Source organism: Rhizobium sp. 01N424 (genome assembly GCF_056399485.1).
The window spans coordinates 50,668-76,239 of the sequence record NZ_JBFTRK010000006.1; the positions used below are offsets into that span (position 1 = coordinate 50,668).

A 25,572-nucleotide genomic window follows, 5' to 3' on the forward strand; every position below is an offset into this window, starting at 1 on the left:
CGGAAGGCCCGCCGCTTGCGGCGGGCTTTTCCGTTTGCGGCTCGCTTTATGCGAGATCGAGTGGGCGCTGAAGAAGATCAAAACCCTCATCGATATAGTACGTGAGCGGATGTGCGCCATTTGCCTGCCGCCAGTTCTCCTTGGCGAAGCGAAGTGTTCCCATTGCGGTGATCGCCGCCAGCCGCAGTGCCGACCGCCCTGCCTCACCCGGCCATAATTCGTACATCGCCTCCGCCAGCACGTCCTCCAACTGAATGTGAAGCGCATCCTTGCGCAGCCGAAGCGTTTCCGTCGAGCGCAGGATCCGGTCGGCGAGAATGGATTCCTTGCTTTCATATCTTGAAGCAAGAATCAGGAATGTCTTGCGAGCAGCCTCCAGCGGCGGCTGGTCCGGTGACTGCGCAAGAAAGGTGGGGCGCAGCATGTCGGGAATGCCGCCGCTCTCGTGCGCCAGGAGAACATCCTCCTTCGACTTCAAATAAGAAAAGAACGTCCGGCGCGATATTCCCGACGCCGCCGCGATCGCGTCAAGCGTGGTGGCCTCGTAGCCATTCTCCATGAACAGTTTCAGGCCTGCTTTTGCGATGCGGTCGAGCGTCGATCTGCGTTTGCTTTCGCGCAAGCCGATGGGGGCGGTGTCAGCGGTTTCCATGACCACAACTCTTACCGCAAAAAAGGCGCTTGCCAAACTTGCACTCAGTGCGATATTTATTTTCTGCACTCAGTGCAATTATATCAACGGAGAAGCGCAATATGACATCGGCCAAAGTTTGGTTCATCACCGGAGCGGCGCGAGGATTTGGGCGTGTCTGGGCTGAAGCCGCCCTGCGGCGCGGCGACAAGGTCGCTGCCACCGCACGAGACATCACATCGCTCGAAGAGCTCGCAGCAGCTCATGGTAATGCAATTCTGGTACTGCCTCTCGATGTTGCGGATCGCGGCGCGGTATTCGAGGCGGTCGGCAACGCGCACAGGCACTTCGGGCGTCTGGACGTCGTTGTGAGCAATGCCGGCTATGGCTATTTCGGGGCCATCGAGGAGATCGAGCCCGAGCAGGCCAAGGCCAATTTTGAAACGAACGTGTTCGGCACGCTGTGGCTGATGCAGGCCACCTTGCCGATCCTGCGGGCGCAGGCCAGCGGTCACATCATAACGGTGTCGAGCATCGGCGGCGTCATCGGCTTTCCGACCGGCGGGACATATACGGCAACCAAATTTGCGGTCGAAGCCATTTCAGAGGGATTGGCCGGTGAAGTCGCAGCATTCGGCATCAAGGTCACGATCCTTGAGCCGGGCCACTTCACCACCGGCTTCGGCTCATCGGCCCGGTCTGCACCGGCGATCGACATCTACAACCCGATACGCCAGGCCATTCGCGCCTCGTTCAAGCCGGAAGACTTCGGCGATCCGGAAGCAACAAGTGCGGCACTGTTTCAGGCCGTGGACGCAGATCAGCCACCGCTCCGCTTGGCGCTCGGCACGGGAACGATCGTGAAATTCAAATCGGTCTACGAGGCGCGGCTGAAAAATTGGGGTGAATGGGAAGCCGTGACGTACGCCGCTCAAGGCCGCCCGGACGCCTAAGCCATATAAGCCCCGGGAATTGCTTGACGCCTTCCGGGGCCAGGGCATTCTCTATGCCTGACAAGGCCGGCGTGATCTCACCCTATGAAAGAGCTGAAGATGAAGCTGCTATTGCTTGGCGCAACGGGACTGGTCGGCAACAAGGCATTGGAGTTGGCACTTGCCAACGCCGCGATCTCCGAAGTCGTCGCGCCGACAAGAACGCCGCTGCCTGCCCGCGACCGGTTGTTGAACCCCGTTGCCCCGCGTCTGGAGGCGCTTGTTCAAACCTCCATATCGTACCAGCCGGACGCAATCCTGTGCGCGCTCGGAACAACACAAGCTAAGGCTGGTTCGAAGGAAGCATTTCGCTACGTCGACCACGAATTACCGGTCGCGTTCGGCCAAGCGGCGTTTGACGCCGGCGTCAAAACCTATGCCATCGTCAGCGCCGTTGGCGCATCGGAAAAGTCCATGAATTTCTATTCGCGGACGAAAGGCGAGGTCGAGCGGGACATCCGGAATATCGGTTTTCGATCCCTGACGATCTGCAGGCCGAGCCTGATCGGCGGAGAGCGTAGCGAGACGCGGCGGGCGGAGAGAGCGGCACTCGCCGTGGTTCGGCTTCTGGCGCCGGTCCTGCCGAAGAAGTTTCATCTCAATCCGGCGGAAAGGATTGCCGCAGCCGCGCTCGACGCGGTCATCGCCGCAAAGCCGGGATGTCATTTCATCTATGCTGAACAGATGCGCTGACATCATTCGATAGCGACAGAATCTATGCCTTCGCCAGTTTCTCTATCGTCTGCAGATTGATCACCGCCTTGATCGGCAGATGATCAGAGGCAACGCGCGACAGCGGCGTATCATGCGCTTCAATCGTCGTCAGAACGCCCTTGCGGTTGGCGATGATGCGATCGAGCGCCAGGATCGGCAGTCGCGCCGGGAAGCTTGGAACAGCCGGCGGCTGCGGCCCGAAAGCCGATTGAAAGCTGTTCAGCGACGAGCGGTCGCCGAGCCGCCATTCGTTGAGATCGCCAAGCAGGATCGTCGGCATCTCGTGCCGGTCGGCCATCAGTTCGACCAGCATCTGCGCCTGACGGGCGCGCGAATGGCGCAGCAGGCCGAAATGCGCGGCGATGATGCGCAGTGCCCCGCCACGCTCCAGCTCGATTTCGGCCACCAACGCGCCGCGCGGCTCAAGGCCGGGGAGCTTGATCTGGTGGACGTCGCGCACCAGGCCTTTCTTGAAAAGCACGACATTGCCGTGCCAGCCATGCGCCTTCGCCATGCCGGTGATCGGCACCGGGATAAGGCCGGTCTCGCGCTCCAGACGGGCAAGATCGAGAATGCCGGTGCGCTCGCCGAAACGCGTGTCGGCCTCCTGAAGCGCGATCAGGTCGGCATCAATCTCGTGGATGACGCGGCTGGTCCGCTCAGGGTCGAACCGCCGGTCAGCGCCGACGCATTTGTGCACGTTGTAGGAGGCGATCAATGTGCCTTCGGCACGCGGCCGCGCTTCGGCAAGGGCGGCGTCAAGCCGCTTCTTCCTGTTGCGGATCGAGGCCAGGATGCTGGCGGGGATACTGTCTTTTCTGGCATGCATCGGAGTGGGCAAAGGCTCCGTTGATCGAAAATAGCTCTCCCGGGATTATAGGCGGCACAACAGAAGCTGCCATAGGGGAAGCGCAGAAAATCAGAGATAGGGCGAGCCGAGCCAGAGAACCTTCTCGACGAGACGAACCAGGAAGGGCCGGGCGCGCAAGCCCTCCAGCGTCACCGGCGTTGCCGTGCGCAGCACCTCTTCGGCGTGCTCGTCGATCTCGGCTGCAAATCCTTCATTGAACACTTCGAGATCGATCTCGAAATTCAGACGCAGCGACCGCGGGTCGATGTTGGAGGAACCGACATAGGCCCAGGCGCCATCGACCGTCATAAGCTTGGAATGGCTGAAGCTGCCGGTCGCCCGCCAGATTCGGCAGTAATTCTTGAGGATCTGGTCAAACTGCGCCGTCATTGCCCGGTCGACCAGCATCAGATTGTTGACGGCGGGAACGATGATATCCACCTCGACGCCGCGCCGCGCCGCCGTCACCAGCGCGCTGATCAGTTCACGATCCGGCAGGAAATAGGGAGACATGATGCGGATCGATTTTCGCGCGACAGAGAAGGCACCCATCAGCATCTTGTGATTGGTTTCGACGCTGCGGTCCGGCCCCGATGCAACGACGCGCATGAACACCGGATCACCCGGCTCGCGCTCCGGCGTGGCGGTCTGCCAGGCCGCGCTGTTCAAAAGCTCTCCCGTCGCAAACCGCCAGTCTTCGGCGGCGACATCGAACAGATCGGCGACGGCCGGACCGGTGACAGAAAAATGCGTGTCGCGGGCATAGCTCTCGCCCGACATCTCCTCGCTGAACCCTTCGCGGATATTCATCCCGCCGGTCAGCGCCAGCCGCCCATCGACAATGACGATCTTGCGGTGGGTCCTGAGATTCGCATAGGGCAGCCTGAGGCCTATGATGACGTTGCCGTTAAAGACCGAGACGGTCACGCCGCCCTCGGCGAGATAGCCGAGGATGCTCGGCACGGAATAGCGGGCGCCGACGGCATCGATCAGGACCCGCACTTCCACGCCGCGCTTGACGGCCGCTATCAGCGCATCGGCGATCCTGAGGCCGATCCTGTCGCGGTCGAAGATATAGGTCTCCAGCAGAACGCTGCGCTCGGCACCATCGATCGCCGCCTTCATTGCACGATAGGCATCGTCACCCGTTTCCAGCATGTCGATCGTGTTGCCCGTTGTCAGCGGATTGCGCGCAACGCGGTCGCCGAGCGTCTGCATGGCGGCAAAGCGGTAGCCATAGCCGCTGATCACCATCTCCGCATCGGCATCGAAGGTCTCGAGCTCGTCCAGCGCTTCATCGGGCAGCAGTTCATCGCGCCGGATACTCAGCGACTTGCGGCGGATGCGATTGACGCCGGCAATGGCATAAAGCACGGCACCGACGATCGGCGACAGGATGATGACGCCGACCCAGCCGATCGCGGCGCGCACTTCCTCCTTGGTCATGGCGGCGTGAATCGCCGCCGCGGCTCCCATGGCGATCGAGATGATGAAAAGAATATGCGGCCAGTAGGTCGAGATGAGATAAAACATCGGTCAGGAATATAGCCGCGAAATGGCAGCGTTCAATTCGCCACTCTTCGCGTCAGGCGTGAATCTTTCATGCGGCTGTGAAATGCGGTCAGGCAATGGCGAAAACCACCGATTCCGGCGGCAATCCCTCCCCATGTACCTCGCGGACCAGCTCGAAGATCGTCTGACCATTGACCGCGGGCAGCGTTATCGATTGCGACGTGAGGTTGGCACGCAGCTGCAGCCGCGCGCCGTCCATCGCCCAATCGATCGCCAGGGCGCCATCGGCGGTTTCCAGTGCCTCGGCCTGCATCCGCGGTGTCCGCTTCAGCAGCGGTACGACATGCTGTTGCCGGATCCGCGCAAGCTCCGCGACGAACGCTTTCCGGCGCCTGCCATCCGAAGTCTCGGCGCGCTGCCATTGCAGGGCTGAGCCATCGAAGGTCGCGCGCGCATTCGGGTCCGGCAGCGTCTCCTTCGATTGGCCTTCCTTCAGACCACCGAAGCCTTCAGCTTCCCTCATGCGGCCTTTGCGGATCATATCGCCGAGTTCGCCGGCGTAGTCGCAGAAGAAATAGAAGGGCTGCGTCTCCCCATATTCCTCGCCCATGAACAGGAACGGGATCTGCGGCGCCAGCATCATGATCGCTGTCAGCGTCTCCACCATCGGCGGCCGGGACAGGCTCAGCAAACGCTCGCCGAAGGCACGATTGCCGATCTGGTCGTGGTTCTGCAGAAAATTCACAAAGGCTTCGGGCGGCAGATAGACACGTTCGTCGCGCGGCAGCACCGGCGGATCGGCACGGTCGGGATAGACGAAGCCATGCTGCAGGGCGAGCTTCGTCTTTTCCCAGAGGTCGCCGGCAAAGGGCTTGTAGTGACCGTTGTCCTCGCCGGTTGCGATGATATGCGCGACATGGTGGAAATCGTCGTTCCATTCGGCCGTGTAGGTCTTGACCTCGCCTTTTTCATCCCGCTCCAGCAGACTGACGAGATTGCGCTGATCCTCGACGATCAGGTGAACCTTTCGGCCCGGAAAAGCGCTACGCACTTCTTTCGACAATTCTTCGAGGACATGGCGCTCCGACAGGTCATGGATCTGTTCGACGGCATCGAGCCTCAGGCCATCGAGCTGAAATTCGCCGATCCAATAGAGTGCGTTGTCGATGAAATAGCGGCGCACCGCGGGCTGAGCGAAATCGATTGCCGCTCCCCACGGTGTCTGGCGGTCGGCGCGGAAGAAATCCGGGGCATAGCCGTGCAGGTAGTTTCCTTCAGGGCCGAAGTGATTGTAGACGACATCGAGCAGCACCATGATGCCGCGGGCATGCGCTGCATCGATGAAGGCGCGAAAGTCATCCGGTGTCCCGTAGGCCGAATGCGGCGCGTAATGCAGCACCCCGTCGTAGCCCCATCCGCGCTCGCCGGAAAACTGCGCCACCGGCATCATTTCGATTGCCGTGATGCCCGCCCCTGCCAGATGATCGAGCTTGGAGATCGCGCTTGAGAACGTGCCCTCGCCGGTGAAGGTGCCGACGTGGATCTCGCTGATGACGGCCTCTTCCCAGTCCCTTCCCTTCCAGTCGGTCCGCCAGCGATAGACGCTGGCAGGCACCAGCGACGGGCCATGCACATCGCCGCGCTGCTGGCGCGAAGCAGGGTCGGGCACGGCGCGTCCATCTCCGAGAACGAAGACGTAATCCTGTCCTTCGAGCGGTCCGGGCACGCGCGTCTCGAACCAGCCATCACCGGTATCTTGCATTGCATGGCCGGCGCCAGCCAGCTGCAGAACAACCGCCGCTTCTCCCGGTGCCCAAAGCCGGAACTTGGTCTCATCGCCGTCCCTGATTGGCCCCCAGGCGTGCTTCGCATTGCCGGTCATGCCGTCCCCTTGTCGCTGATATCCGAACATGTTCCGAAATCCGTGATCGCGCCGGTTGTTCCATCGGTACAGACCCACGAACATTAGCAGTGAGAAAAGCACAAGTTTTGTGCAGTACCTCTCAAAATTGCAGGCTGCCAGCGAGCAAAACTGCCCATTTATATTGCACCGCAAACAATATTTTGCAGTGTGTCAAAATTCTTCTTGAAACTGCATGATTCCTCTGGAACCATCCCATCTAGTCTAGCGTTTGACTGCGGCATGTTGTGACGGGAGATCAGCGATGGCAGAAACTCGCGACGAGTGGATCAAGAAGCGTGCATATTCCCTCTGGGAAGAAGAGGGCCACCCGACGGGGCGCGATTCAGTTCATTGGGAACAGGCAAGGAAAGAGCGCGAAACGCTCGAGACCTCTGCCGCATCCAAGGACGGCACCGAAGTCAAGACCAGGGCAAAGCGGACCACAACGGCCGGTGCCAAGACCAATGGCGCCGTGAAGGCCGTGGCCGCACCCAAGAAGACGGCAAGCCGCAAATCGGCTTAGCCTGACATCATTTATCCGATCTTCGCAGACGCGCGGAAACCCGCGTCTGCCTATTCGTGTCATATATCTGAATTACTTGCGTTTTATGGTGTGATTCATGGAGCAGACAGCTCCCCGGGGGATCGATCAGGCCAAATGAAGACCACAATCTGGCATCTTCAAAATATTGCCGCGAAATGGCCACGAATGGCGGAACCAAAGCCCGCCTGGAATGTTATTGGCGGGAATGGGAGAACCGCCATGAACAAAGGCTATTTCGACGTCATCCTCGTGTCCCTGATCGTAGCCAGCTGCTACATGTTCATAGCGCCGGTGTGAGGGAACAATGCTTGTCCTGACGATCGCCGCGCTGGCCTATTTTCTGCTCGCTATCGGGCTGGTGATTGTCATCGACAATATGGTCGGCTTCGTCTTTCCGGAGCGCCGTCCGGCATCCGGCCGCTTCTTCGATCTGACCAAGGCGATCGCGGTTGCCCAGCGCTTCGGCCGCAAGTAGTTCCCCCATCTCCGGCAGTCCTTCGCGCGCAAGAATACACGCGTGTTAAGCTTATTTTCCGTCAGGCCTTTCCCAATACGTGCGACCCTCTATTTTAGCCTGCAATTGGGCAGAATCGCGCTGCGAAAGCAGCGGCATCGCACGGAAGTGAATTTGAATGACGGGGCAGACTGAAGGCGATTGGCCGAAGGGTGGCGGCGGGATCGGCAAAATGCTTCGGGATCCGGAGTTCCGCGCCTCAGGTCTGGGACCTGTCGATCAATGGCCCGCCTCGCTCCGCTTCATCGTCGACGCCGCCCTCGATTCCCGCCATGCCAAGTTCATCGCCTGGGGTCCGGACCTCGCCTTCATCTACAACGACGCCTATGTGCCGATCTTTTCGGAGCGCCATCCACATGCTCTCGGTCGTCCCTTCAAGGAAGTCTGGAGCGATATCTGGCCGCAGTTCGAGCCGATCGTAAAGGCAACGCTTGACGGCCAGGCGCAGCTTTTCGAAGAGCTGCTGGTTCCGATGCGCCGCGGCGGCAAGCTTGCGGATGCCTGGTTCACCTTCTCCTATACGCCGCTACGCGACGAGACCGGCTCGATCGTCGGCATTCTCTGTGCGACGATGGAGGTCTCCGGCCAGGTCACCGCGAAACGTGGCGAGCGGCGGGCGCTCGATGAACTCCGGATCAAGTCGGATGCGCTATCGATCGTCAATGCGGCGGGATCGGCGATCACCGCCGAGCTGAATGTCGAGCGTCTGACGCAAACCGCAGTCGATGCCGGCGTAGCACTGACCGGCGCCGAGTTCGGCGCCTTCTTCTACAATGTCGATGACGGAGAAGGCGGCAGCTATATGCTCTATGCCCTGTCGGGCGTTGACCGGAAGAACTTCGAGCGCTTTCCGATGCCGCGCAACACCAAGGTCTTCGCGCCGACCTTCAATGGTGAAGGCGTCGTACGCTCCGACGACATCCTGCTCGACCCACGCTATGGCAAGAACGCGCCGCATGCGGGAATGCCGAAGGGCCACCTGCCCGTGCGCAGCTATCTCGCCGTGCCGGTCAAGTCGCGCGACGGCTCGGTGATCGGCGGCCTGTTCTTTGGCCATGCGCAACCCGGCCGCTTCAATGATGCCGCGGAATCGAGCCTTGTTAGCCTCGCCGGCCAGGCCGCCGTGGCGATCGACAATGCGCGCCTCGTTCGCGCCCAGGAGATGGAACTCAATCAGCGCCGCAATGTCGAGGAACAGCTCCGGCGGCTGAACGAGACGCTCGAGGTTCGTGTTGCCGCAGAGATCGCTGATCGCCAGCATGCGGAAGCTGCCCTCCAGCAGGCGCAGAAGATGGAATCGATCGGCAAGCTGACCGGTGGCGTGGCGCATGACTTCAACAACCTGCTGCAGGTGATTTCGGGCAATCTCCAGCTGCTTGGCAAGGATGTCTCCAGCAATACCCGCGCCAAGGAGCGTATCTCCAACGCCCTCACCGCCGTCGATCGCGGTTCACGGCTTGCCAGCCAGCTTCTGGCCTTCGGCCGCCGCCAGCCGCTGGAACCGAAGGTGATCAATATCGGCCGCTTCGTCTCGGGCATGGACGACATGCTGCGCCGCGCGCTGGGTGAGGAAATCGAGGTTGAGACCATCGTCTCCGGCGGGCTCTGGAACACCTTTGCCGATCCGATCCAGATCGAGAATGCCCTGCTCAATCTGGCGATCAACGCTCGCGATGCAATGGATGGCTCGGGAAGGCTGACGATCGAGGTCGGCAACGCGTTTCTCGACGATTCCTACAGCCGCACCCATCCCGAGGTCGTTGCCGGCCAATATGTCGTGCTCGCCGTCAGCGACACCGGTTCGGGCATGACGGCTGATGTCATCGAGCAGGCTTTCGAACCGTTCTTCTCCACCAAGCCGGAAGGCAAGGGCACCGGGCTCGGCCTGTCAATGGTCTATGGCTTCGTCAAGCAATCCGGCGGGCATGTGAAGATCTATAGTGAGATCGGCGAAGGCACGACGCTGAAGCTGTATCTGCCGCGCTCCTTCCAGAGCGAGGATCGTATCGCCAGCATCGAGACCGTGCCTGCCGTAGGCGGCACCGAGACCATTCTGGTCGCCGAGGACGACGAAGGCGTGCGCGCCACCGTCGTCGAGATGCTGACCGATCTCGGTTATTACGTGCTTAAGGCCCGCGATGCGCAGAGCGCGCTGACGGTCATCGAGAGCGGCGTCCATATCGACCTTCTGTTCACAGATGTCGTCATGCCCGGCACGCTGAAGAGCCCGGAACTGGCCCGCATGGCGCGCGAACGGCTTCCGCATGTCGGCGTCCTCTACACATCCGGCTATACCGAAAACTCCATCGTCCATGGCGGCCGTCTGGATCCGGGGCTGGAGCTGCTTTCGAAGCCTTATACCCGCGAAGCGCTGGCCCGGAAGATCCGCCATGTGCTTGCCAATCAGGCCCAGCGCCGCCAGAGCGCCGCAGCGGCAATCAGCGCGCCCGGAACGCCGCCGCGCGAAATCGTCCAGGAAAAGCTCAAGCTGCTGCTGGTCGAAGACGACGCTTTCATCCGCATGGATACAGCCGAGATCCTGCAGGATCTCGGCTATGACGTGATCGAAGCCGAGAGCGGCGAACGCGGCGTCGAAATCCTCGCTGCTGCCTCGGTCGATATCATCGTCGCCGATGTCGGGTTGCCGGGTATGTCCGGCCCCGCCTTTGCCGCCAAGGCGCGTGCGGCATTCCCGTCCGTCGGATTGGTCTTTGCCACCGGCAATAGCAGCCTTCCGGACGCGGCCCGCTTTGCCGGCTCCGTGTTGCTGACAAAACCCTTCAGCAGCACGGCTCTCGACACAGCCATCAAGACCGCGGCCCAGCAGCGCCCGATCGCCTAGAACCCATCGAGCTTGTGGCTGCCGCTGTTGAACTCGGGATATTTGCGGACGATGTCATCGGTGCTGACGCAGCTGTCGTCGCGCGCAATCAGTTCGACCGCCAGACTGTCGCCGATATTGAGCGCGCCGCCAGGGTGATAGACGGGAATACGCGCGCCACTGGCGCTGATCAGCACGGCATCGCTGGCGAAGCCGCGTTGCAGCAGCCAGTCGCGCGACGCCATCAGGCGAACGTTGATCTCAAAGGATTGGCCTGTGCCCTTCCTTACCTTGAGGCTGTAGGCCACAGGCGATAGCTGGCCATTCAGATCGATCTTGCCGTTTCCATCGGCTTCGCTGATGTGGTTGTCCATGTCTGTGCTCCTTCCTTTTTGGTCATGAGGTTTCAGGACTCGCCGCCAAAAACGGGGTCAACGCGATTTTTGTTCCGTTTACGTAAGAATCGTACCGCGCCGCGGAATGGACGGAACTTTTCAAGTTCCGGGCGGTTGAAACTTGTTTGGAGCAACAGGAGGCGATGATGCCCAGAGGCGAAAAATCGGCCTATATCGGCAAGCAGAAGCGCAAGGCGGAGCATATCGAAGAGAGCTACGAGGATCGCGGGCTCTCCCACGAGGAGGCCGAGCGCCGGGCCTGGGCGACCGTCAACAAGGAAGACGGCGGCGGCAACAAATCCGGATCCGGCCGCGGCAAGACGGACACCCACGTCTCCGCGGGAAAGGGCGGCCGGACCGGCGGCAAAGCCTCTGCCTCACGCACGCCCGCCGAGCGCTCCGCTTCCGCCAGCAAGGCAGCGGCAACTCGCAAGCGCAATGCGCAACACGCTCATCACTGATGGTAAAAGCCGCGCCTGTTGACGGATGCGCCAGCCGCTACACTTCAATGGATGAAACATGGCGTATCTGGCCGGGGAGTTGAATGGCATACGAGCTCTATTATTGGGACGGCATACAGGGTCGCGGCGAATTCGTCCGCCTTGCGCTTGAGGAAGCTGGCGCCAGCTACATCGACGTGACGCGGGAGCCCGGCAGAGGCACGGGCGAAATGATGGAAATCATGAAGAGCGGCTCGGGTAGTGACATCCCCTTCGCGCCGCCATTCCTGAAGGACGGCGACCTGATCATTTCCCATGTCGCCAACATTCTGTTCTATCTCGGAGCGAAGCTTGACCTGGCACCGAAGCATGATACGGCGCGCTATGTCCTCAACGGCCTGCAGCTGACGATCACCGATTTCGTCGCAGAGGTGCACGACACGCATCACCCGATCGCAACGTCACTCTACTATGAAGACCAGAAGGAAGAGGCAAAGGCGCGCTCGGGCGAGTTCATCAAGGAGCGCATCCCCAAATTTTTCGGCTATTTCGAGCGCGTCATCGCCAACAACCCGAAGGGGCCGGCGCATATCTCGGGCGACAAGCTAACCTATGTGGACCTGTCGCTGTTTCAGGTGCTCAAAGGACTGCGCTATGCCTTTCCCAAGGCGATGAAGGGCTCGGCGGAGACATATCCGTTGTTGCAGGCGCTGCACGATAGGGTCGAGCAGCGGCCGAATATCGCTGCCTACCTGAAATCCGCTCGCCGCCTCGCCTTCAACGTAAACGGCATTTTCCGCCACTATCCGGAACTGGACAAGGCGGCCTGAGGAGAACCGAGATGCCCCGGCAGACATTCTGGAAAGGCTATCTGAAGCTCTCGTTGGTGACGGCGCAGGTGTCGCTGACGCCGGCGACGACGGACAGCAACAAGGTGCGGTTCAACGTTTTGAACCGCAACACCAAGAACCGCGTCGAAAGCCGCTATGTGGACAGCGTTACCCACCGGGCGGTTGCGGCCAGGGAGCAGGTGAAGGGCTATCCGCGCGGCGAGGACGATTATGTGCTGCTCGAAGATGCCGAACTCGACGAGGTCGGCCTGGAAAGCACGCGGACGATCGATATCGACACGTTCGTGCCGCGCGGCTCGATCGACTGGATCTGGTACGACAAGCCGCATTTCCTGGCACCCGAAGACAAGGTCGGGACCGAGGCTTTCTGCGTCATCCGCGAGGCGATGGCTGCCAATGACGTGGTCGGCATCGCCCGGCTGGTGCTCTATCGCCGCGAACGCGCGGTGCTTCTGGAGCCGCAGGGCAAGGGGATCGTGCTCTGGACGCTGCATTACGGCGACGAGGTTCGCGAGGCTGTGGGAACGGTCGCTATCGACGCCAAGCCCGATGCCAAGGTGCTGGCGATGATGAAGAAGCTGGTGAAGGACCAGACGCAGGACTGGAGCCCCGCCCTGATGCAGGATCCGGTGCAGAAGCGGCTGCAGAGCATTATCCGCGCCAAGCTGAAAACCATGAAAAAGGCGGCACCGGCCAAGAAGGCACCTGCTGTCAAATCGACAGGCAATGTCGTCAATATCATGGATGCCCTGAAGAAGAGCCTGGCGAAAGAAAGCGGCCAGCCGAAGCGGCACTAACAGGCCAATTCCGGACCCAAACCGTCGCATTCGGAACGGTGCCTGTTTGCATATGCTCTAATCTGTGAGCACGGCCCGCAGCGGGAGGAGCCCTGCGGGATGGCGGCATTTTCAACGGAGGAGACGAGAATGAGCAAGAATAGAGGCGTAGTCTATCTGCGGCCCGGCAAGGTCGAAGTCCGCGACATCGACGATCCGAAGCTGGAGGCCCCCGATGGCCGCCGCATCGAACATGGCGTCATCCTGAAAGTCATTTCCACCAACATCTGCGGCTCCGACCAGCACATGGTCCGCGGCCGCACGACAGCCATGCCCGGCCTGGTTCTCGGCCACGAAATCACCGGCGAAGTCATCGAGAAGGGCATCGATGTCGAGATGCTCGAAATCGGCGACATTGTCTCCGTTCCGTTCAATGTTGCCTGCGGCCGTTGCCGCTGCTGCAAGTCGCAGGACACCGGCGTCTGCCTGACGGTCAATCCGTCGCGCGCAGGCGGCGCCTATGGCTATGTAGACATGGGCGGCTGGATCGGCGGTCAGGCCCGCTACGTCACCATCCCCTATGCCGACTTCAACCTCCTGAAGATTCCGGATCGCGACAAGGCGATGGCCAAGATTCGCGACCTGACCATGCTGTCCGACATTCTGCCGACCGGCTTCCATGGCGCGGTCCGCGCCGGGGTGGGCGTCGGCTCGACGGTGTATGTCGCCGGTGCGGGTCCTGTCGGCCTTGCTGCCGCCGCCTCGGCCCGCATCCTCGGCGCTGCCGTTGTCATGATCGGCGACTTCAACAAGGATCGTCTGGCGCACGCCGCCAAGGTCGGTTTCGAACCGATCGACCTGTCGAAAAGCGACCGTCTCGGCGACATGATCGCCCAGGTCGTCGGCACCAACGAAGTCGATAGCGCCATCGATGCCGTCGGCTTCGAAGCCCGCGGCCATGCCGGTGGCGAACAGCCGGCAATCGTCCTGAACCAGATGATGGAGATTACCCGCGCCGCAGGCTCGATCGGTATTCCCGGTCTCTACGTCACCGAGGATCCGGGCGCCGTTGATGCCGCCGCCAAGCAGGGCAGCCTGTCGCTGCGCTTCGGTCTCGGCTGGGCGAAGGCGCAGTCCTTCCACACCGGCCAGACCCCTGTCATCAAGTACAATCGCCAGCTCATGCAGGCGATCCTGCACGACCGTCTGCCGATCGCCGACATCGTCAACGCCAAGGTCATCTCGCTCGAAGATGCCGCACAGGGCTACGAGAGCTTCGACCAGGGCGCGGCGACGAAATTCGTCCTCGATCCGCATGGCGTGGTGTCGAAGGCAGCCTGATTTCGGAAGGGGCGGCGCAAGCCGCCCTTTTCATATGTGCTCGCGATTGACCAGCCCAAGGTTTGCCGCTAGCTCTAGGCAATGATGATCGCAACGGTTCTCGTAGTGGTGATAGGGCGCATGGGCAGGATGGCGTAGCCATCCGGCGAAAGCACCCATGCGCGGTAAGCAGGCTCCCGGCGGGGCCTTTTTTATTGCCTGGATTCCGGGCAGCGGCCTGCCGGACATCCCTCTTCCCATCACCCGAGAGACCGACCGATGACCGGACAATCCGCATCCGAACCCGCGCCCGCAGGGCAACTTCAATCCGTGCCGCCGCGGCTGATCACCCTGATCCTGCTGACCGCCCTCTCCGTCCTACCCGTCAACCTGATCCTGCCGTCCCTGCCGGAGATTGCCGCCGATCTGCGCGCCGATCCGGCACTGGTGGCGCTCTCCGTCGCCGCTTATGCTGCGCTGACCGCCTTTGCCGAGATCATCGGCGGCGCCCTGTCCGATCGCTTTGGCCGCAGGCCGGTCGTGCTTTCCTCGCTGTCTGTCTTCATCCTGGCCTCAGCTGGTTGTGCGCTTGCGGATAACATTCATGTCTTCCTGCTCTTCCGTACCTTGCAGGCGGCCATTGCGGCCTGCTTCTCGATCGCGCTCGTCATCGTCAAGGAAAGCTGGGGCGGGCAGAAAGCGGCCAGCAAGTTCGGCTATCTCGCCATGGGCTGGGCGGTAGCACCAATGATCGGGCCGACGATCGGCGGATCGGTCAGCGAGCTTTTCGGCTGGCGGGCAAATTTCGTGATGTTCGCGGTGCTCGGGGCAATCATGCTGGCGCTCGCCGCCCGTGAGATCCGTGATGAGACCGGGAAGCGGAAAACTCACTCACATGGCTATCTCGCGGCATACCGGCTGCTGCTCGGCTCGCCGCGTTTCCTCGCCTATGCCGCCTGCATGGCCTGCTCGATGGGAACGCTTTACGTCTTCCTCGCCGGCGCGCCGCTGGTCATGAACCAAGCGCTCGGCGGATCAAGCGCCAGGCTTGGCCTCTACATGGGACTGGTGCCCGCGGGCTTCATCCTCGGCAGCTATCTCGCAGGACGGTATGCTGGCCGCATTCCAATCGCCGCCGTATTGGTTGCGGGACGCGCAGTCACGTGCACCGGATTGCTCGGCGGCCTGGCTCTTGCCGTCGGCGGATTGACCGCGCCTCCCGCCTTCTTCGCGGCCTGCATCTTCATCGGCATCGGCAACGGGCTGACCATGCCTGCCGCCAATTCGGGGATACTGGCCGTCCAGCCCGATCTCGCGGGCACGGCTGCGGGGCTAGCGGCGGCCGTCAGCGTTGGCGGCGGCGCCGTCATCGCCTCGATCGCCGGACTTCTCCTCAATGACGCTTCGAGCGGCCGGGATCTGCTCTACGTGATCCTCATCCCAGCGGCATTGGCTCTTGTCAGCGCCGGTCTTGCTTGCCTGCTCGACCGGCGGAAGCCGATCGCGGCATGATCAGACGAGAGCGATCCCGATGCGTCAGGACCGCTTCTTCTTTTCTAGAGGCCTCGCTGCATCGAAGAAATCGGCCCAGGGGTCGCTTGACAGCGCGTTGACCCTCGCCGGCGCGTTGTCGACGGTGAAATAAGCGGGGCCGATCTCGCCTGTCAGCTCGCTCCAATCGATGGGCATCGAGACCGGCGCACCTTTGCGGGCGCGGGCCGAATAGGGCGCGACGGCAGTATTGCCGCGCCCGTTGCGCAGATAGTCGATGAAGATCCTGCCCGTTCGTTCGGCCTTTGTCGCCTTGGCGATGTAGCGGGATGGGTCGGAGGCTTCCATCGTGTCGGCGATCCATTTGGCGAAGGCTTTCACTTCGGTCCAGCCCGCCTTCGGCGCCAGCGGCGCCACGACATGCAGCCCCTTGCCGCCCGAGGTCTTGACGAAGGCAGCCAGCCCCTCGCCTTCCATGAGCGCCTTGATCTCATGCGCCGCCGATATCACCGCGTCCCATGGCACATCATCGGCCGGATCGAGATCCATGGTCACCATATCGGGCCTTTCCCATTTGGCGGTCGTCGCGCCCCAGGGGTGGATCTCCAGGACGGCCGACTGCACCAGCGCGACGAGCCCGTCGAAATCCCTGATCCGTAGCAGCTTCTCGCCGCTGCGATCCTTGGGGTCGGCGATCTCTTCGATATATTCGTTCATTCCCTTCCAGGCGTGTTTCTGGAAGAAACGCTGCTTGCCGGCAATGCCATCGGGAAGGCGCAGCAGCGAGAGCGGCCGGTTGACGACGAACGGCTTCATCAGTTCCCAGACATGGGCGTAGTAATCGGCCAGCCCGGCCTTGGTAATGCCCTCGTCGGGCCAGTAGATGCGATCGGGATGCGTCAACGTCACGCTCGATACCGGCAGTTCTTTTGCAGCAGTTCCACCCATTTCGCGCCCCACATCCTTTGCCGCCTTGTCTTCGCGCAAACCGCGGAAAGCCGCATGGCGGAGATTACCATCGGCTGACCAGGCGCCAAACTCAACCTCGGCAACCATATCAGGCTTGACGAACACCAACCCGCGGCGCTCCTCGGCCGTCAGCTTGCCGTCGAAAGGACTGGCGGATTGCTCGATCTTGGAGAGCTGAGTGTAGAGATTGTGCGAGAGCTTCGCGGTATATCCGGTACCGACGCGCCCGACATGTTTCAGCTTGCCCTTGTCATAATAGCCCATGGCGAGCGAGCCGATGGCGCTCTTCATCGAGGTCGAGGGCACATAGCCGCCAATGACGAATTCCTGGCGCTTGACGCATTTCGATTTGATCCAGTCGCCGGTGCGGCCTGACACATATTTGCTGTCGCGGCCCTTAGAGATGACGCCTTCCAGGCTGAGCTGGCAGGCGTGGTCGAGAACCAGGCCGCCATTCTCGTCGAAATGATCGCTGTAGCGCAACTTGCTACTGCCCGCCGGCAGCAGCTTTTCCAGCAGCGCCTTGCGATCGATCAGCGCTGCATTCTGCAGATCATGGCCGTCGAGATAGATCAGGTCGAAGGCATAGAAGGAGAAGCGGTCGCTACGCCCCTCGCTCAGATCGTGCTGGAGTGCCGAGAAGTCCGATGCACCGTTCTCGCGTTCGACGACCAGTTCGCCGTCGATCAGCGCGGTCTCGACAGGCAGTTCGCCGAAGGCGGCAGCGATCTCTTCCCCGAATTTCTCCGTCCAGTCCAGGCCGGTGCGCGTCAGCATCGCCACCTTCCCGTCGCGGATGCGGATCTGCAGGCGGTAGCCGTCGAACTTGATCTCGTGGATCCAGCCGTCGCCGGCCGGAGGACGCGGCTTCAGCTTGGCAAGCACCGGCTCGACGAAATCGGGCATCGCCGCCTTGCGCACACCCTTCGGCCATTGGTGAGCCTGCGGCTTCGCCTTGGCCTTGGTTGCAAGCCTGGCTGCCGCCTTCCGGCCATTCGGCTTCGAATTCCAGGTATCATCTGGGTTCTTGGCGACCTGTTCGATCGTCCGGCCGCTCTTGGCCGATTCCGGACGCTTCTTGAGGATGTCCTCGCGGCCATGGCGGGCTTCGGCGTCCTCGCCCTTGATCAGCAGCCAGTTCTCGTGCTTTTCGCCCGGCTTGCCGTGCATGCGGACGAGATGCCAGCGGCCTTTCAGCTTGTCGCCGTCGAGCTCGAATTCGATATGGCCCTTTCGATAGGCTTTCTTCGCATCGTAAAGCGGCGTCCAGGTTCCCTGATCCCAGACGATGACGGTGCCGCCGCCATATTGCCCCTTCGGAATGACGCCTTCGAAATCGCCATAGGAGAGAGGATGATCCTCGACATGGACGGCCAGCCGCTTGTCATCGGGGTTCAGGCTGGGGCCGCGCGTCACCGCCCAGCTTTTCAGCACGCCGTCCATCTCCAGCCGGAAATCGTAGTGCAGCCGCGTCGCGTCGTGCTTCTGGATGACGAAGCTGTTGCCCTTGCTCTTGCCTTTTGCGCCGCGCGGTTCGGGAGTGGCCTTGAAGTCGCGCTTCTGCTGATAGGTTTCGAGCGCCATCGTCAGCTCGCCTTCTTGCGGCGGCTGGATGCGCTGGCGGCAGGCTTACCAGATCCGGATTTGCCGCCGATCTTGGCGCTTTGGCGCAGCGCCTCCATGAGATCGACGACCTTGCCCTCCGGCTTCGGCTTGCGCTTCGGCGGCTCCCGGCCCTCGATCTTGGCTTTCACGAGTTCGGTCAGTGCCGCCTCGTAGCGGTCCTCGTATTCGGCCGGATTGAAGCTGCCCTTCTTGGTGCCGATGATGTGGCCGGCAAGCTCCAGCATTTCCTTGTCAAATTTGATATCGGGAATGTCCTTGAAGACTGTCTCGGCGGAGCGGACTTCGTAGTCGAAATTGAGCATGGTGGCGATGACGTGATCGCCCTGCGCGCGGATCAATAGCGTCCGGTTGCGGCGGAACAATACGGCCTGGGCGAGCGCTGCGACCTTGTTGTCGCGCATGCTGCGCATGATCAGGCTAAGCGCTTCGGCATCGTGATCCTCGACTGGCGCCAGATAGTACGGACGATCGAAATAGAGCTTGTCGATCTCTTCCAGCGGGATGAAGCTCTGGACGCCCATCACCTTGTCGCTCTCCGGCATGACGCTGGCGATCTCGTCACCTTCGATGACGATGTATTCGCCATTGTCCATCCTGTAGCCCTTCACCTGGTCTTCGCGGTCCACGGGCTTTCCGGTTTCGCTATCGACAAACTGCCGCTCGACGCGATGGCCGGTCTTCCGGTTGATGATATTGAAGGACAGGCGGTCCGACGATGAAATGGCCGTGTAGAGACCGACGGCGCAGACAAGGTCGCCGATCTTCAGATGGCCTTTCCAGCTTGCCCGCGCCGCCATGTCACTCTCCTACGCTTGTCCCGTCAGAGCCTGCTTCCGCTCTTGTCCGTTTCCAGGGGTTGAAACTGCCAGCCGCCATCCGGCGAGGGATAGGCGAGCGTGGCATCGCCGGCCCCGATCTTCTGCCGCGACGCAGCACTTCGCGCCCGGTCTGCGGCTTCCTCGGCCGTGGCATAGGTCTCGGAAATGGTTTCGCCGAGCTTGTAGGCCCAGCCTTCGTCATGCGGCACGATCTGATATGTAATATCCACCATCTTCAGCTCCTCTTTCTTCAGTCGTAGTCGCGTGGCGCACCTTTGCGGCGCTCATCCAAAGCTATGATCTTTTCGACCGATGCGATCTCGTCGCTGGTCACCGGCCTGACGGGATCGGAGGCGATCGCTTCCAGCACCGCGTCCGACAATCCGCCATTGCGGATGACCCATTCGAGCGTCTCGCGCGTCTCCCGCTCGGCTTTCAGCTGCGCGTAGAGAGCGACGATCAACCGGTCGCGGGGATCGAACTTTCGGTCCTTGTCAGCCGCCTTGCGGACATTCGGCATGGGAGCGCCCTTTCAGAATGACTTCCGATCAAGCTTTTCAACGAGATGTAAGAGAATTTGTTCCGCGGCCACCGCTTTAAAGCCAAGTTTGCAGATCGCGCGTCGCATTTCAGGAACGATCTGGCGCTTGAGTGGTTCTACTTCTGCGACCGCACTGATTGGAGCGCGCATTTACTGCGACATCGGCGCGGCGAGTAGATCGAGGAAGGCCGTCTTTCAGAAGCGGCTGCTTGATAAGACCTCCTGTTATCTTGAGAAGCCCGCGCTCCCGAGCGCGGGCTTTTTTCATCATCTTGAAGAGGGCGTGATGCCCGCTTCGCGCATCAGGAAATCGAGCAGGCGGTTTTCCTCGGCGCGAAGACCGCGCAGCGGCTCCGCCGGCTCCGGCAGTTCTTCCGCCAACGCGCTGCCGCGGTCCGAAAGAGCGATGATGCGCGGGTGGATATAGCTGGAGCGCGAGATGGCCGGCGTGTTGTGCAATACTTCGGCCGAGGCCTCCGCCATCTCTTTCACAGTTGGGTGGCGGCCATCGAGGATTGCGCCGCGTGCCGCGCCGAACCCGGCAAGCGAGCCCGCCCAGGTACGAAAGGTCTTGGCGGAAATCGCGATGCCGGAAATTTCGGCCAGATAGGCGTTGAGCCTGCCGGACTCGACCGGCTTCAGCGATCCCGTCTCGTCCTTCCAGACAAAAAGCTGGCGGCCGGGGAGATCGGCGATTTCTTCCAGGATTTTCTGCAACCGCGGATGCTTGAGGCTGCGCTGCACGCGCTTGCCGCCCTTCGCCCGAAATTTGAGCTCGATTCTGCCGTCGTTCAGCTTGATGTGGCGCTTGAGTAGCGTCGTTGCGCCATAGGTGCCGTTTTCCCTGACATAGGCCTGATTACCGACGCGCAGATGTGCTTCATCGAGCAGCGTCGTCAGCGCCGCAAGGACGCCCCTGACATCGTCGGCGCCGGTGTCGAGATCTCTGAGAGCCTGCCGGCGAATCTTCGGCAGCGCCTGGCCGAATTCGATCAGCTGATGGAATTTCTCGACGCTGCGGAAGCTGTTCCAGTCCTTGTGATAACGGTACTGCTTGCGCCCGCGCGCGTCGTAGCCGGTTGCCTGCAGGTGGCCGTTTTCCTGCAGGCAGATCCAGACACCCTCATAGGCGGGCGGCAGACCGAGCGATGCGATGCGCTTCTTTTGATCCGGATCGGATACCAGCGAACCATCCGGCAGACGGTAGGAAAAGCCCTTGCCCTTCCGGCTGCGGCGGATACCCGGTTCGGTATCGTTCACATAGGTCAGTCCGAGCTCAGTTATCGCGTCCGCATTCATCGCTTTGTTCTGGGCCTGTCACTTCTTCTTGCGGCCGAAACTGAACCAGCGGCGGCGCTCGGCGGTATCGGCATCCTTGGGCGGCTCGGTGGCGCCTTTTGGCGCAAACACCGCGATACTTTCGCGATAGAGCGTGAACGAGTTCTCTGCGTGGATGACCTCGAAGGCATCGTCCGCCCCGGTCTCGACGAGGCGTTGCCATTCCCTGACACCGTTCACCTCCGGCAAATTGATCTCGCAATCGCCACCGGCATTGAAGAGCATGTAGAGACCCTGCATGTCCTCGTTCTCGGGTGCGCTGACGCTGCGCGACAGATAGACCCCAAGCACGCGCAGCTCGCCATCGTTCCAGGCGCCGTCATCCATGAAGCTGCCGTCGGCCTTGAACCACGCGATCTCGATCCGGCCATCCTCGCTGGTTTCGCCGGTCAGGAAGCGCTCCTGGCGCAGCTCGGGATGGGCTTTGCGGAAGCCAATCATCTTCTGGCAGAAGGCCAGGAACGGATCGTCGAGACCGCTCCAGTCGATCCAGCCGATCTCGTTGTCCTGGCAATAGGCGTTGTTGTTGCCATGCTGGCTGTTGCCGACCTCATCGCCGGCGACGATCATCGGCACGCCCTGAGACAGCATCAGCGTCGCCATCATGTTGCGGCGGCGCCGCGCGCGATTGTCGTTGATGCCCTGATCGTCGGTCGCGCCTTCGGCGCCCATATTGTCCGAATGATTGTCGGAATGGCCGTCATTGTTGTCCTCGCCATTCGCTTCGTTGTGCTTGTCGTTGAAGGACACCGTATCCATCAGCGTGAAGCCGTCATGGGCAGCCAGCAGGTTGACTGAAGACGTTGCGCCGCGGTCGGAATGATTGAACTGCACCGAGGAGCCGGTGATGCGCTGCGACAGGCTGGAAACCAGACCGCCGTCGCCCTTCCAGAAGCGCCGGACATCGTCGCGGAACTTGTCGTTCCACTCGCGGAAGGGATGCGGGAAACCGCCGACCTGGTATCCGCCCTCGCCGACATCCCACGGCTCGGCGATCAGCTTGACGCCCGCCAGCATCGGATCCTGACGGATGGCGCTGAAGAAAATGCCGGCACGGTCGAATTCGAGATCCTGGCGGCCTAGCGTGCTGGCGAGATCGAAGCGGAAGCCGTCGATATGCATGACGCCGACCCAATAGCGCAGGCTGTCGAGCACCATGCGCATCACCATCGGGTTGGCAATGTTCAGCGTGTTGCCGGTGCCCGTCGTATCGAACGTATGGCGCGCATCGTCTGGCGAGAGAATGTAGTAGCTCGCATTGTCGAGGCCGCGGAAGGAGAGTGTCGGGCCGCGCTCGCTGCCTTCAGCGGTGTGATTATAAACGACGTCCATGATCACTTCGATGCCGGCCGCATGGAACTTGCGGACCATCGTCTTGATCTCGGTGATCTTGTCGCTCGACATGTCGCGCGACTGCGGCGCGAAGAAGCCGAGCGTCTGGTAGCCCCAGTAATTGGTCAAGTTCTTTTCTTCGAGATACCGGTCGTTCGGGAAGAACTGGATCGGCAGAAGTTCGATGGCGGAAATGCCGAGCTTCGTCAGATGATCGATGATCGGATCGCTCGCCATGCCCAGGAACGTACCGCGCAGATGATCGGGCACCTTGGGATGGGTCATCGTCATGCCGCGCACATGCGCCTCATAGACGATGGTTTCCGTCCATGGCCTGCGGATCGCCTGGTCGCCATCCCAATCGAAATCCGGATCCTGGACGACACCCTTGACCATGAAGGGCGCACTATCGCGCTCGTCGAAGGACAGATCGTCCTTTCCGATCGCATATCCGTAGAGAGCATCATCCCATTTCAGATCGCCCTTCACCTGCTTGGCATAGGGGTCGAGCAGCAGCTTGTTGGGATTGAAACGGTGGCCGTTCTTCGGATCGTAAGGGCCGTGGGCGCGATAGCCATAGACCGTTCCCGGCCCGACGCCGGCGATATAGCCCGACCAGATGTCGCCCTCGCGCTTGGGCAGCGCCAGCCTCGCCTCTTCCTTCTTGCCGTCGGCCGAAAACAGGCAGAGTTCCATCTGTTCGGCATGGGCAGAGTAGACGGCGAAATGCGTCCCGGATCCGGTATATTCCGCACCAAGCTCCGGCTTGAGGAAATCGAGTTCCGAGAACGAATAGCTCATCTTTGTGTCGCCCATCCTTTATGTCGCTTCATTATACGGTTTTCGCTGCCGCGGCAGCTGACGAGGCGGATGGGCAATTCAGCCAGCAGACACAGCAAAGCACTGCGTCCGGCAGCGTTGCCCGGCACAGCGATTGGAGTGGCTTGGCTTGAACATGATCATCCGTCTCAGATAACAAGGAACGGCGATCGCCTTCCCCCGTCTCCGAAACGTCAAGGGAACCCGAAGGTTCCCTTGTGCAGTGCAAAATATCGGGGAGAGAAAATGCCGGATTACGGCATCAGCTGGCCGCCATTCACTTCGATGATCTGGCCGGTGATGTAGCCAGACAGGGTCGGCGAAGCGAGGAAGAGATAGGCGCCGACGCAATCTTCCGAAGTGCCGACAAAGCCCATCGGGATCGACTTGCGCTGCATCTCCATCTGCTCGTCATTGGTATAGCGCTCATGGAACGGCGTGGCGATAACGCCGGGCGCCACTGCATTGACGCGGATACGATCGCCGACAAACTCCTTGGCATGGCCGCGGGTAATCGTCGAGACGAAGCCCTTGGATGCCGCATAGAGGATCGCGCCGTTACCGCCGCCATTGCGGGCGGCGATCGAGGTGGTGTTGATGATGAATCCACCCTGCTTCTTCAGCCAGGGATGAGCGGCGCGCACGGCGGCGAGAACCGAGCGTGCATTGAGGTTCATGACGTTGTCGTAGTGCTCGTCGGTATATTCGGCGGTCGGCTTGCGGCCGAGCATGCCGCCGGCATTGTTGATCAGGCCGTCGAGATGGCCGAAGGTCTTTGCCGTTTCTTCGACGACGCGCTCGGTCTCGCCCTCTTTCGATACGTCACCATGCACGAGATGCACGGTGGCGCCGGTGGCGCGGATTTCCTCGGCGAGTTTTTCGGCCGGTTCGCGGCTGGCATTGTAATGAATGCCGACCTTCATCCCCTGTGCCGCGAAGGCGCGGGCAAGTGCGGCACCGATACCGGTCGAGGCGCCGGTGATGAGCACCGCCTTGCCGACCAGATCCGGCAACTTGATGGACGCGAGTGATTGAGCAAGATCAGCCATGGCTGCAAAGCCTCCCTAAAACCAATGAAGTGTGATTATGGCTGGGAGTCTTAGCAGCAGGCGTCGCTGATCGGCAATGCCGAACACGCGAATTTGTACGATGACCGGCTGTCCCTAGACCCGCTCCAGCGCTACGGCGATCCCCTGCCCGACGCCAATGCACATGGTCGAGAGCGAATAGCGGCCGCCGGTTTCGGCAAGTTCCAGCGCCGCCGTGCCGGTGATGCGGGCGCCCGACATGCCGAGCGGATGACCGAGCGCGATCGCCCCGCCGTTACGATTGACGCGGGCATCGTCATCGGCAATCCCGAGTTCGCGCAAAACTGCCAGACCCTGCGAGGCAAAAGCTTCGTTGAGTTCGATGACATCGAACTGCTCCTGTTTGAGGCCAAGCCGCGCCAAAAGCTTGCGCGAAGCCGGGACCGGGCCGATGCCCATGATCCGCGGCGGCACGCCGGCGGCGGCACCGCCGAGAATGCGGGCGATCGGCCTGAGGCCGTATTTCTTCGCCGCCGCTTCGGAGGCGACGATCAGCGCAGCCGCGCCGTCATTGACGCCGGAGGCATTGCCCGCGGTAACCGTCCCGCCTTCCTTCTTGAAGGGTGTGCCGAGCTTGGCGAGCGTTTCGATCGAGGTGGCACGCGGATGCTCGTCCCGGTCGACGACAACGGCATCGCCCTTGCGCTGTGGAATGGTGACGGCGCTGATTTCCTTGGCCAGCCGGCCGCTTTCCTGCGATGCCGCGGCCTTCGCCTGCGAGCGGACGGCAAAGGCGTCCTGATCCGCGCGGCTGACCTTGTAATCCTCGGCAACGTTCTCGCCGGTCTCCGGCATGGAATCGACACCATACTGCTTCTTCATCAACGGATTAACGAAGCGCCAGCCGATCGTCGTATCGTAGATCTCGGCATTGCGCGAGAAAGCCGTATCGGCTTTCGGCATGACGAACGGCGCCCGCGACATGCTTTCGACGCCACCCGCAATCATCAGCTCTGCCTCGCCGGAACGGATCGCCCGGGCTGCCGTGATGACTGCATCCATGCCCGATCCGCAGAGCCGGTTGATCGTCGTGCCGGATACGCCGAGCGGCAGGCCTGCCAGCAGCAGCGACATGCGCGCCACATTGCGGTTGTCCTCGCCCGCCTGGTTGGCGCAGCCGAAGACGACGTCATCGACGGCCTCCCAATCGACGGAAGCGTTGCGCTCCATCAGCGCCTTCAGCGGCACGGCACCGAGATCGTCAGCGCGGACGGAGGAGAGCGAGCCGCCGAAGCGGCCGATCGGGGTGCGGATGTAATCGCAGATGAAAGCGTCAGCCATCGGTCA

Annotated in this window: 23 protein-coding genes; 10 read left to right on the forward strand and 13 right to left on the reverse strand. The window is 61.5% G+C overall.

The genetic code is table 11. The features are described from left to right. Window positions 1–46 precede the first annotated feature (46 nt). The gene (locus tag AC1DNK_RS16680; RefSeq protein ID WP_112386707.1) at window positions 47–652 is read right to left on the reverse strand and encodes a TetR/AcrR family transcriptional regulator; all 606 of its coding nucleotides are present in this window, start codon (window positions 650–652) and stop codon (window positions 47–49) included. Window positions 653–699: 47 nt separating this feature from the next. Between AC1DNK_RS16680 and AC1DNK_RS16685 the strand changes: the two genes are divergently transcribed. Together AC1DNK_RS16685 and AC1DNK_RS16690 are read left to right on the forward strand one after the other, a co-directional pair. Continuing rightward, entirely contained in the window at window positions 700–1,584 is an 885-nt protein-coding gene (locus AC1DNK_RS16685) for an SDR family NAD(P)-dependent oxidoreductase (RefSeq protein ID WP_477942505.1), read from the forward strand. Between the two features lie 99 nt (window positions 1,585–1,683). Further along, window positions 1,684–2,316, forward strand: coding sequence for a Rossmann-fold NAD(P)-binding domain-containing protein (locus AC1DNK_RS16690; RefSeq protein WP_112444406.1), 633 nt, complete (start codon window positions 1,684–1,686; stop codon window positions 2,314–2,316). 22 nt (window positions 2,317–2,338) lie between these two features. Here AC1DNK_RS16690 and AC1DNK_RS16695 read toward each other — a convergent pair whose 3' ends face one another. The 3 genes from AC1DNK_RS16695 to treZ all read right to left on the reverse strand — a co-directional run bounded on the left by AC1DNK_RS16695 (window position 2,339) and on the right by treZ (window position 6,581). Beyond that, on the reverse strand, window positions 2,339–3,166 hold the full coding sequence (locus AC1DNK_RS16695; protein ID WP_112386705.1) for an endonuclease/exonuclease/phosphatase family protein: 828 nt from the start codon (window positions 3,164–3,166) through the stop codon (window positions 2,339–2,341). 90 nt (window positions 3,167–3,256) lie between these two features. Continuing rightward, window positions 3,257–4,720, reverse strand: a complete 1,464-nt coding sequence (locus AC1DNK_RS16700; RefSeq protein WP_112386704.1) for a phospholipase D-like domain-containing protein — start codon at window positions 4,718–4,720, stop codon at window positions 3,257–3,259. Between the two features lie 88 nt (window positions 4,721–4,808). After that, window positions 4,809–6,581, reverse strand: a complete 1,773-nt coding sequence (gene treZ, locus AC1DNK_RS16705) for a malto-oligosyltrehalose trehalohydrolase (RefSeq protein WP_477942227.1) — start codon at window positions 6,579–6,581, stop codon at window positions 4,809–4,811. A gap of 283 nt (window positions 6,582–6,864) precedes the next feature. Between treZ and AC1DNK_RS16710 the strand changes: the two genes are divergently transcribed. From AC1DNK_RS16710 to AC1DNK_RS16720, 3 genes are all read left to right on the forward strand, one after another. Continuing rightward, window positions 6,865–7,125, forward strand: a complete 261-nt coding sequence (locus AC1DNK_RS16710) for a DUF2934 domain-containing protein (protein WP_112386702.1) — start codon at window positions 6,865–6,867, stop codon at window positions 7,123–7,125. Between the two features lie 325 nt (window positions 7,126–7,450). After that, on the forward strand, window positions 7,451–7,621 hold the full coding sequence (locus AC1DNK_RS16715) for a hypothetical protein (RefSeq protein WP_162698734.1): 171 nt from the start codon (window positions 7,451–7,453) through the stop codon (window positions 7,619–7,621). Window positions 7,622–7,778: 157 nt separating this feature from the next. After that, window positions 7,779–10,502 carry a hybrid sensor histidine kinase/response regulator gene (locus AC1DNK_RS16720; protein WP_477942228.1) on the forward strand — a complete coding sequence of 908 codons (2,724 nt, stop codon included), beginning with the start codon at window positions 7,779–7,781 and terminating at the stop codon, window positions 10,500–10,502. Here the strand turns inward: AC1DNK_RS16720 and AC1DNK_RS16725 are convergent. Then, window positions 10,499–10,855, reverse strand: coding sequence for a hypothetical protein (locus tag AC1DNK_RS16725; RefSeq protein ID WP_112386699.1), 357 nt, complete (start codon window positions 10,853–10,855; stop codon window positions 10,499–10,501). The genes AC1DNK_RS16720 and AC1DNK_RS16725 overlap by 4 nt on opposite strands. Before the next feature lie 167 nt (window positions 10,856–11,022). Here AC1DNK_RS16725 and AC1DNK_RS16730 point away from each other — a divergent pair, with 167 nt between their 5' ends. The 5 genes from AC1DNK_RS16730 (at window position 11,023) to AC1DNK_RS16750 (ending at window position 15,775) form a co-directional block, all read left to right on the forward strand. After that, window positions 11,023–11,337 (forward strand): plasmid stabilization protein, encoded by a 315-nt coding sequence (locus AC1DNK_RS16730; RefSeq protein ID WP_112386753.1) that lies wholly within the window; start codon window positions 11,023–11,025, stop codon window positions 11,335–11,337. Between the two features lie 83 nt (window positions 11,338–11,420). After that, window positions 11,421–12,146 carry a glutathione S-transferase gene (locus AC1DNK_RS16735; protein ID WP_112386698.1) on the forward strand — a complete coding sequence of 242 codons (726 nt, stop codon included), beginning with the start codon at window positions 11,421–11,423 and terminating at the stop codon, window positions 12,144–12,146. 11 nt (window positions 12,147–12,157) lie between these two features. Beyond that, window positions 12,158–12,964, forward strand: a complete 807-nt coding sequence (gene ku, locus AC1DNK_RS16740; RefSeq protein WP_112386697.1) for a non-homologous end joining protein Ku — start codon at window positions 12,158–12,160, stop codon at window positions 12,962–12,964. Window positions 12,965–13,093: 129 nt separating this feature from the next. Then, window positions 13,094–14,284, forward strand: a complete 1,191-nt coding sequence (fdhA, locus tag AC1DNK_RS16745; RefSeq protein WP_112386696.1) for a formaldehyde dehydrogenase, glutathione-independent — start codon at window positions 13,094–13,096, stop codon at window positions 14,282–14,284. Between the two features lie 258 nt (window positions 14,285–14,542). Beyond that, window positions 14,543–15,775, forward strand: coding sequence for an MFS transporter (locus tag AC1DNK_RS16750; RefSeq protein WP_112386694.1), 1,233 nt, complete (start codon window positions 14,543–14,545; stop codon window positions 15,773–15,775). 24 nt (window positions 15,776–15,799) lie between these two features. Here AC1DNK_RS16750 and ligD read toward each other — a convergent pair whose 3' ends face one another. The 8 genes from ligD to pcaF all read right to left on the reverse strand — a co-directional run bounded on the left by ligD (window position 15,800) and on the right by pcaF (window position 25,566). After that, on the reverse strand, window positions 15,800–18,307 hold the full coding sequence (ligD, locus tag AC1DNK_RS16755) for a DNA ligase D (RefSeq protein ID WP_477942231.1): 2,508 nt from the start codon (window positions 18,305–18,307) through the stop codon (window positions 15,800–15,802). A gap of 2 nt (window positions 18,308–18,309) precedes the next feature. Continuing rightward, window positions 18,310–19,146: a non-homologous end joining protein Ku gene (ku, locus tag AC1DNK_RS16760; RefSeq protein WP_112386692.1), complete on the reverse strand. Its 837-nt coding sequence runs from the start codon at window positions 19,144–19,146 to the stop codon at window positions 18,310–18,312. 23 nt (window positions 19,147–19,169) lie between these two features. Beyond that, window positions 19,170–19,400 carry a DUF2188 domain-containing protein gene (locus tag AC1DNK_RS16765; RefSeq protein WP_112386691.1) on the reverse strand — a complete coding sequence of 77 codons (231 nt, stop codon included), beginning with the start codon at window positions 19,398–19,400 and terminating at the stop codon, window positions 19,170–19,172. A gap of 17 nt (window positions 19,401–19,417) precedes the next feature. Continuing rightward, on the reverse strand, window positions 19,418–19,687 hold the full coding sequence (locus tag AC1DNK_RS16770) for a hypothetical protein (protein ID WP_112386690.1): 270 nt from the start codon (window positions 19,685–19,687) through the stop codon (window positions 19,418–19,420). 288 nt (window positions 19,688–19,975) lie between these two features. Continuing rightward, complete coding sequence (locus AC1DNK_RS16775; RefSeq protein WP_112386689.1) at window positions 19,976–21,007, reverse strand: DNA topoisomerase IB; 1,032 nt, start codon at window positions 21,005–21,007, stop codon at window positions 19,976–19,978. A gap of 18 nt (window positions 21,008–21,025) precedes the next feature. After that, on the reverse strand, window positions 21,026–23,179 hold the full coding sequence (glgX, locus tag AC1DNK_RS16780) for a glycogen debranching protein GlgX (RefSeq protein ID WP_477942233.1): 2,154 nt from the start codon (window positions 23,177–23,179) through the stop codon (window positions 21,026–21,028). 272 nt (window positions 23,180–23,451) lie between these two features. Next, window positions 23,452–24,246: an SDR family NAD(P)-dependent oxidoreductase gene (locus AC1DNK_RS16785; RefSeq protein ID WP_112386688.1), complete on the reverse strand. Its 795-nt coding sequence runs from the start codon at window positions 24,244–24,246 to the stop codon at window positions 23,452–23,454. A 114-nt stretch (window positions 24,247–24,360) separates the two neighbouring features. Beyond that, window positions 24,361–25,566, reverse strand: coding sequence for a 3-oxoadipyl-CoA thiolase (pcaF, locus tag AC1DNK_RS16790; RefSeq protein WP_112386687.1), 1,206 nt, complete (start codon window positions 25,564–25,566; stop codon window positions 24,361–24,363). Window positions 25,567–25,572 lie beyond the last annotated feature (6 nt).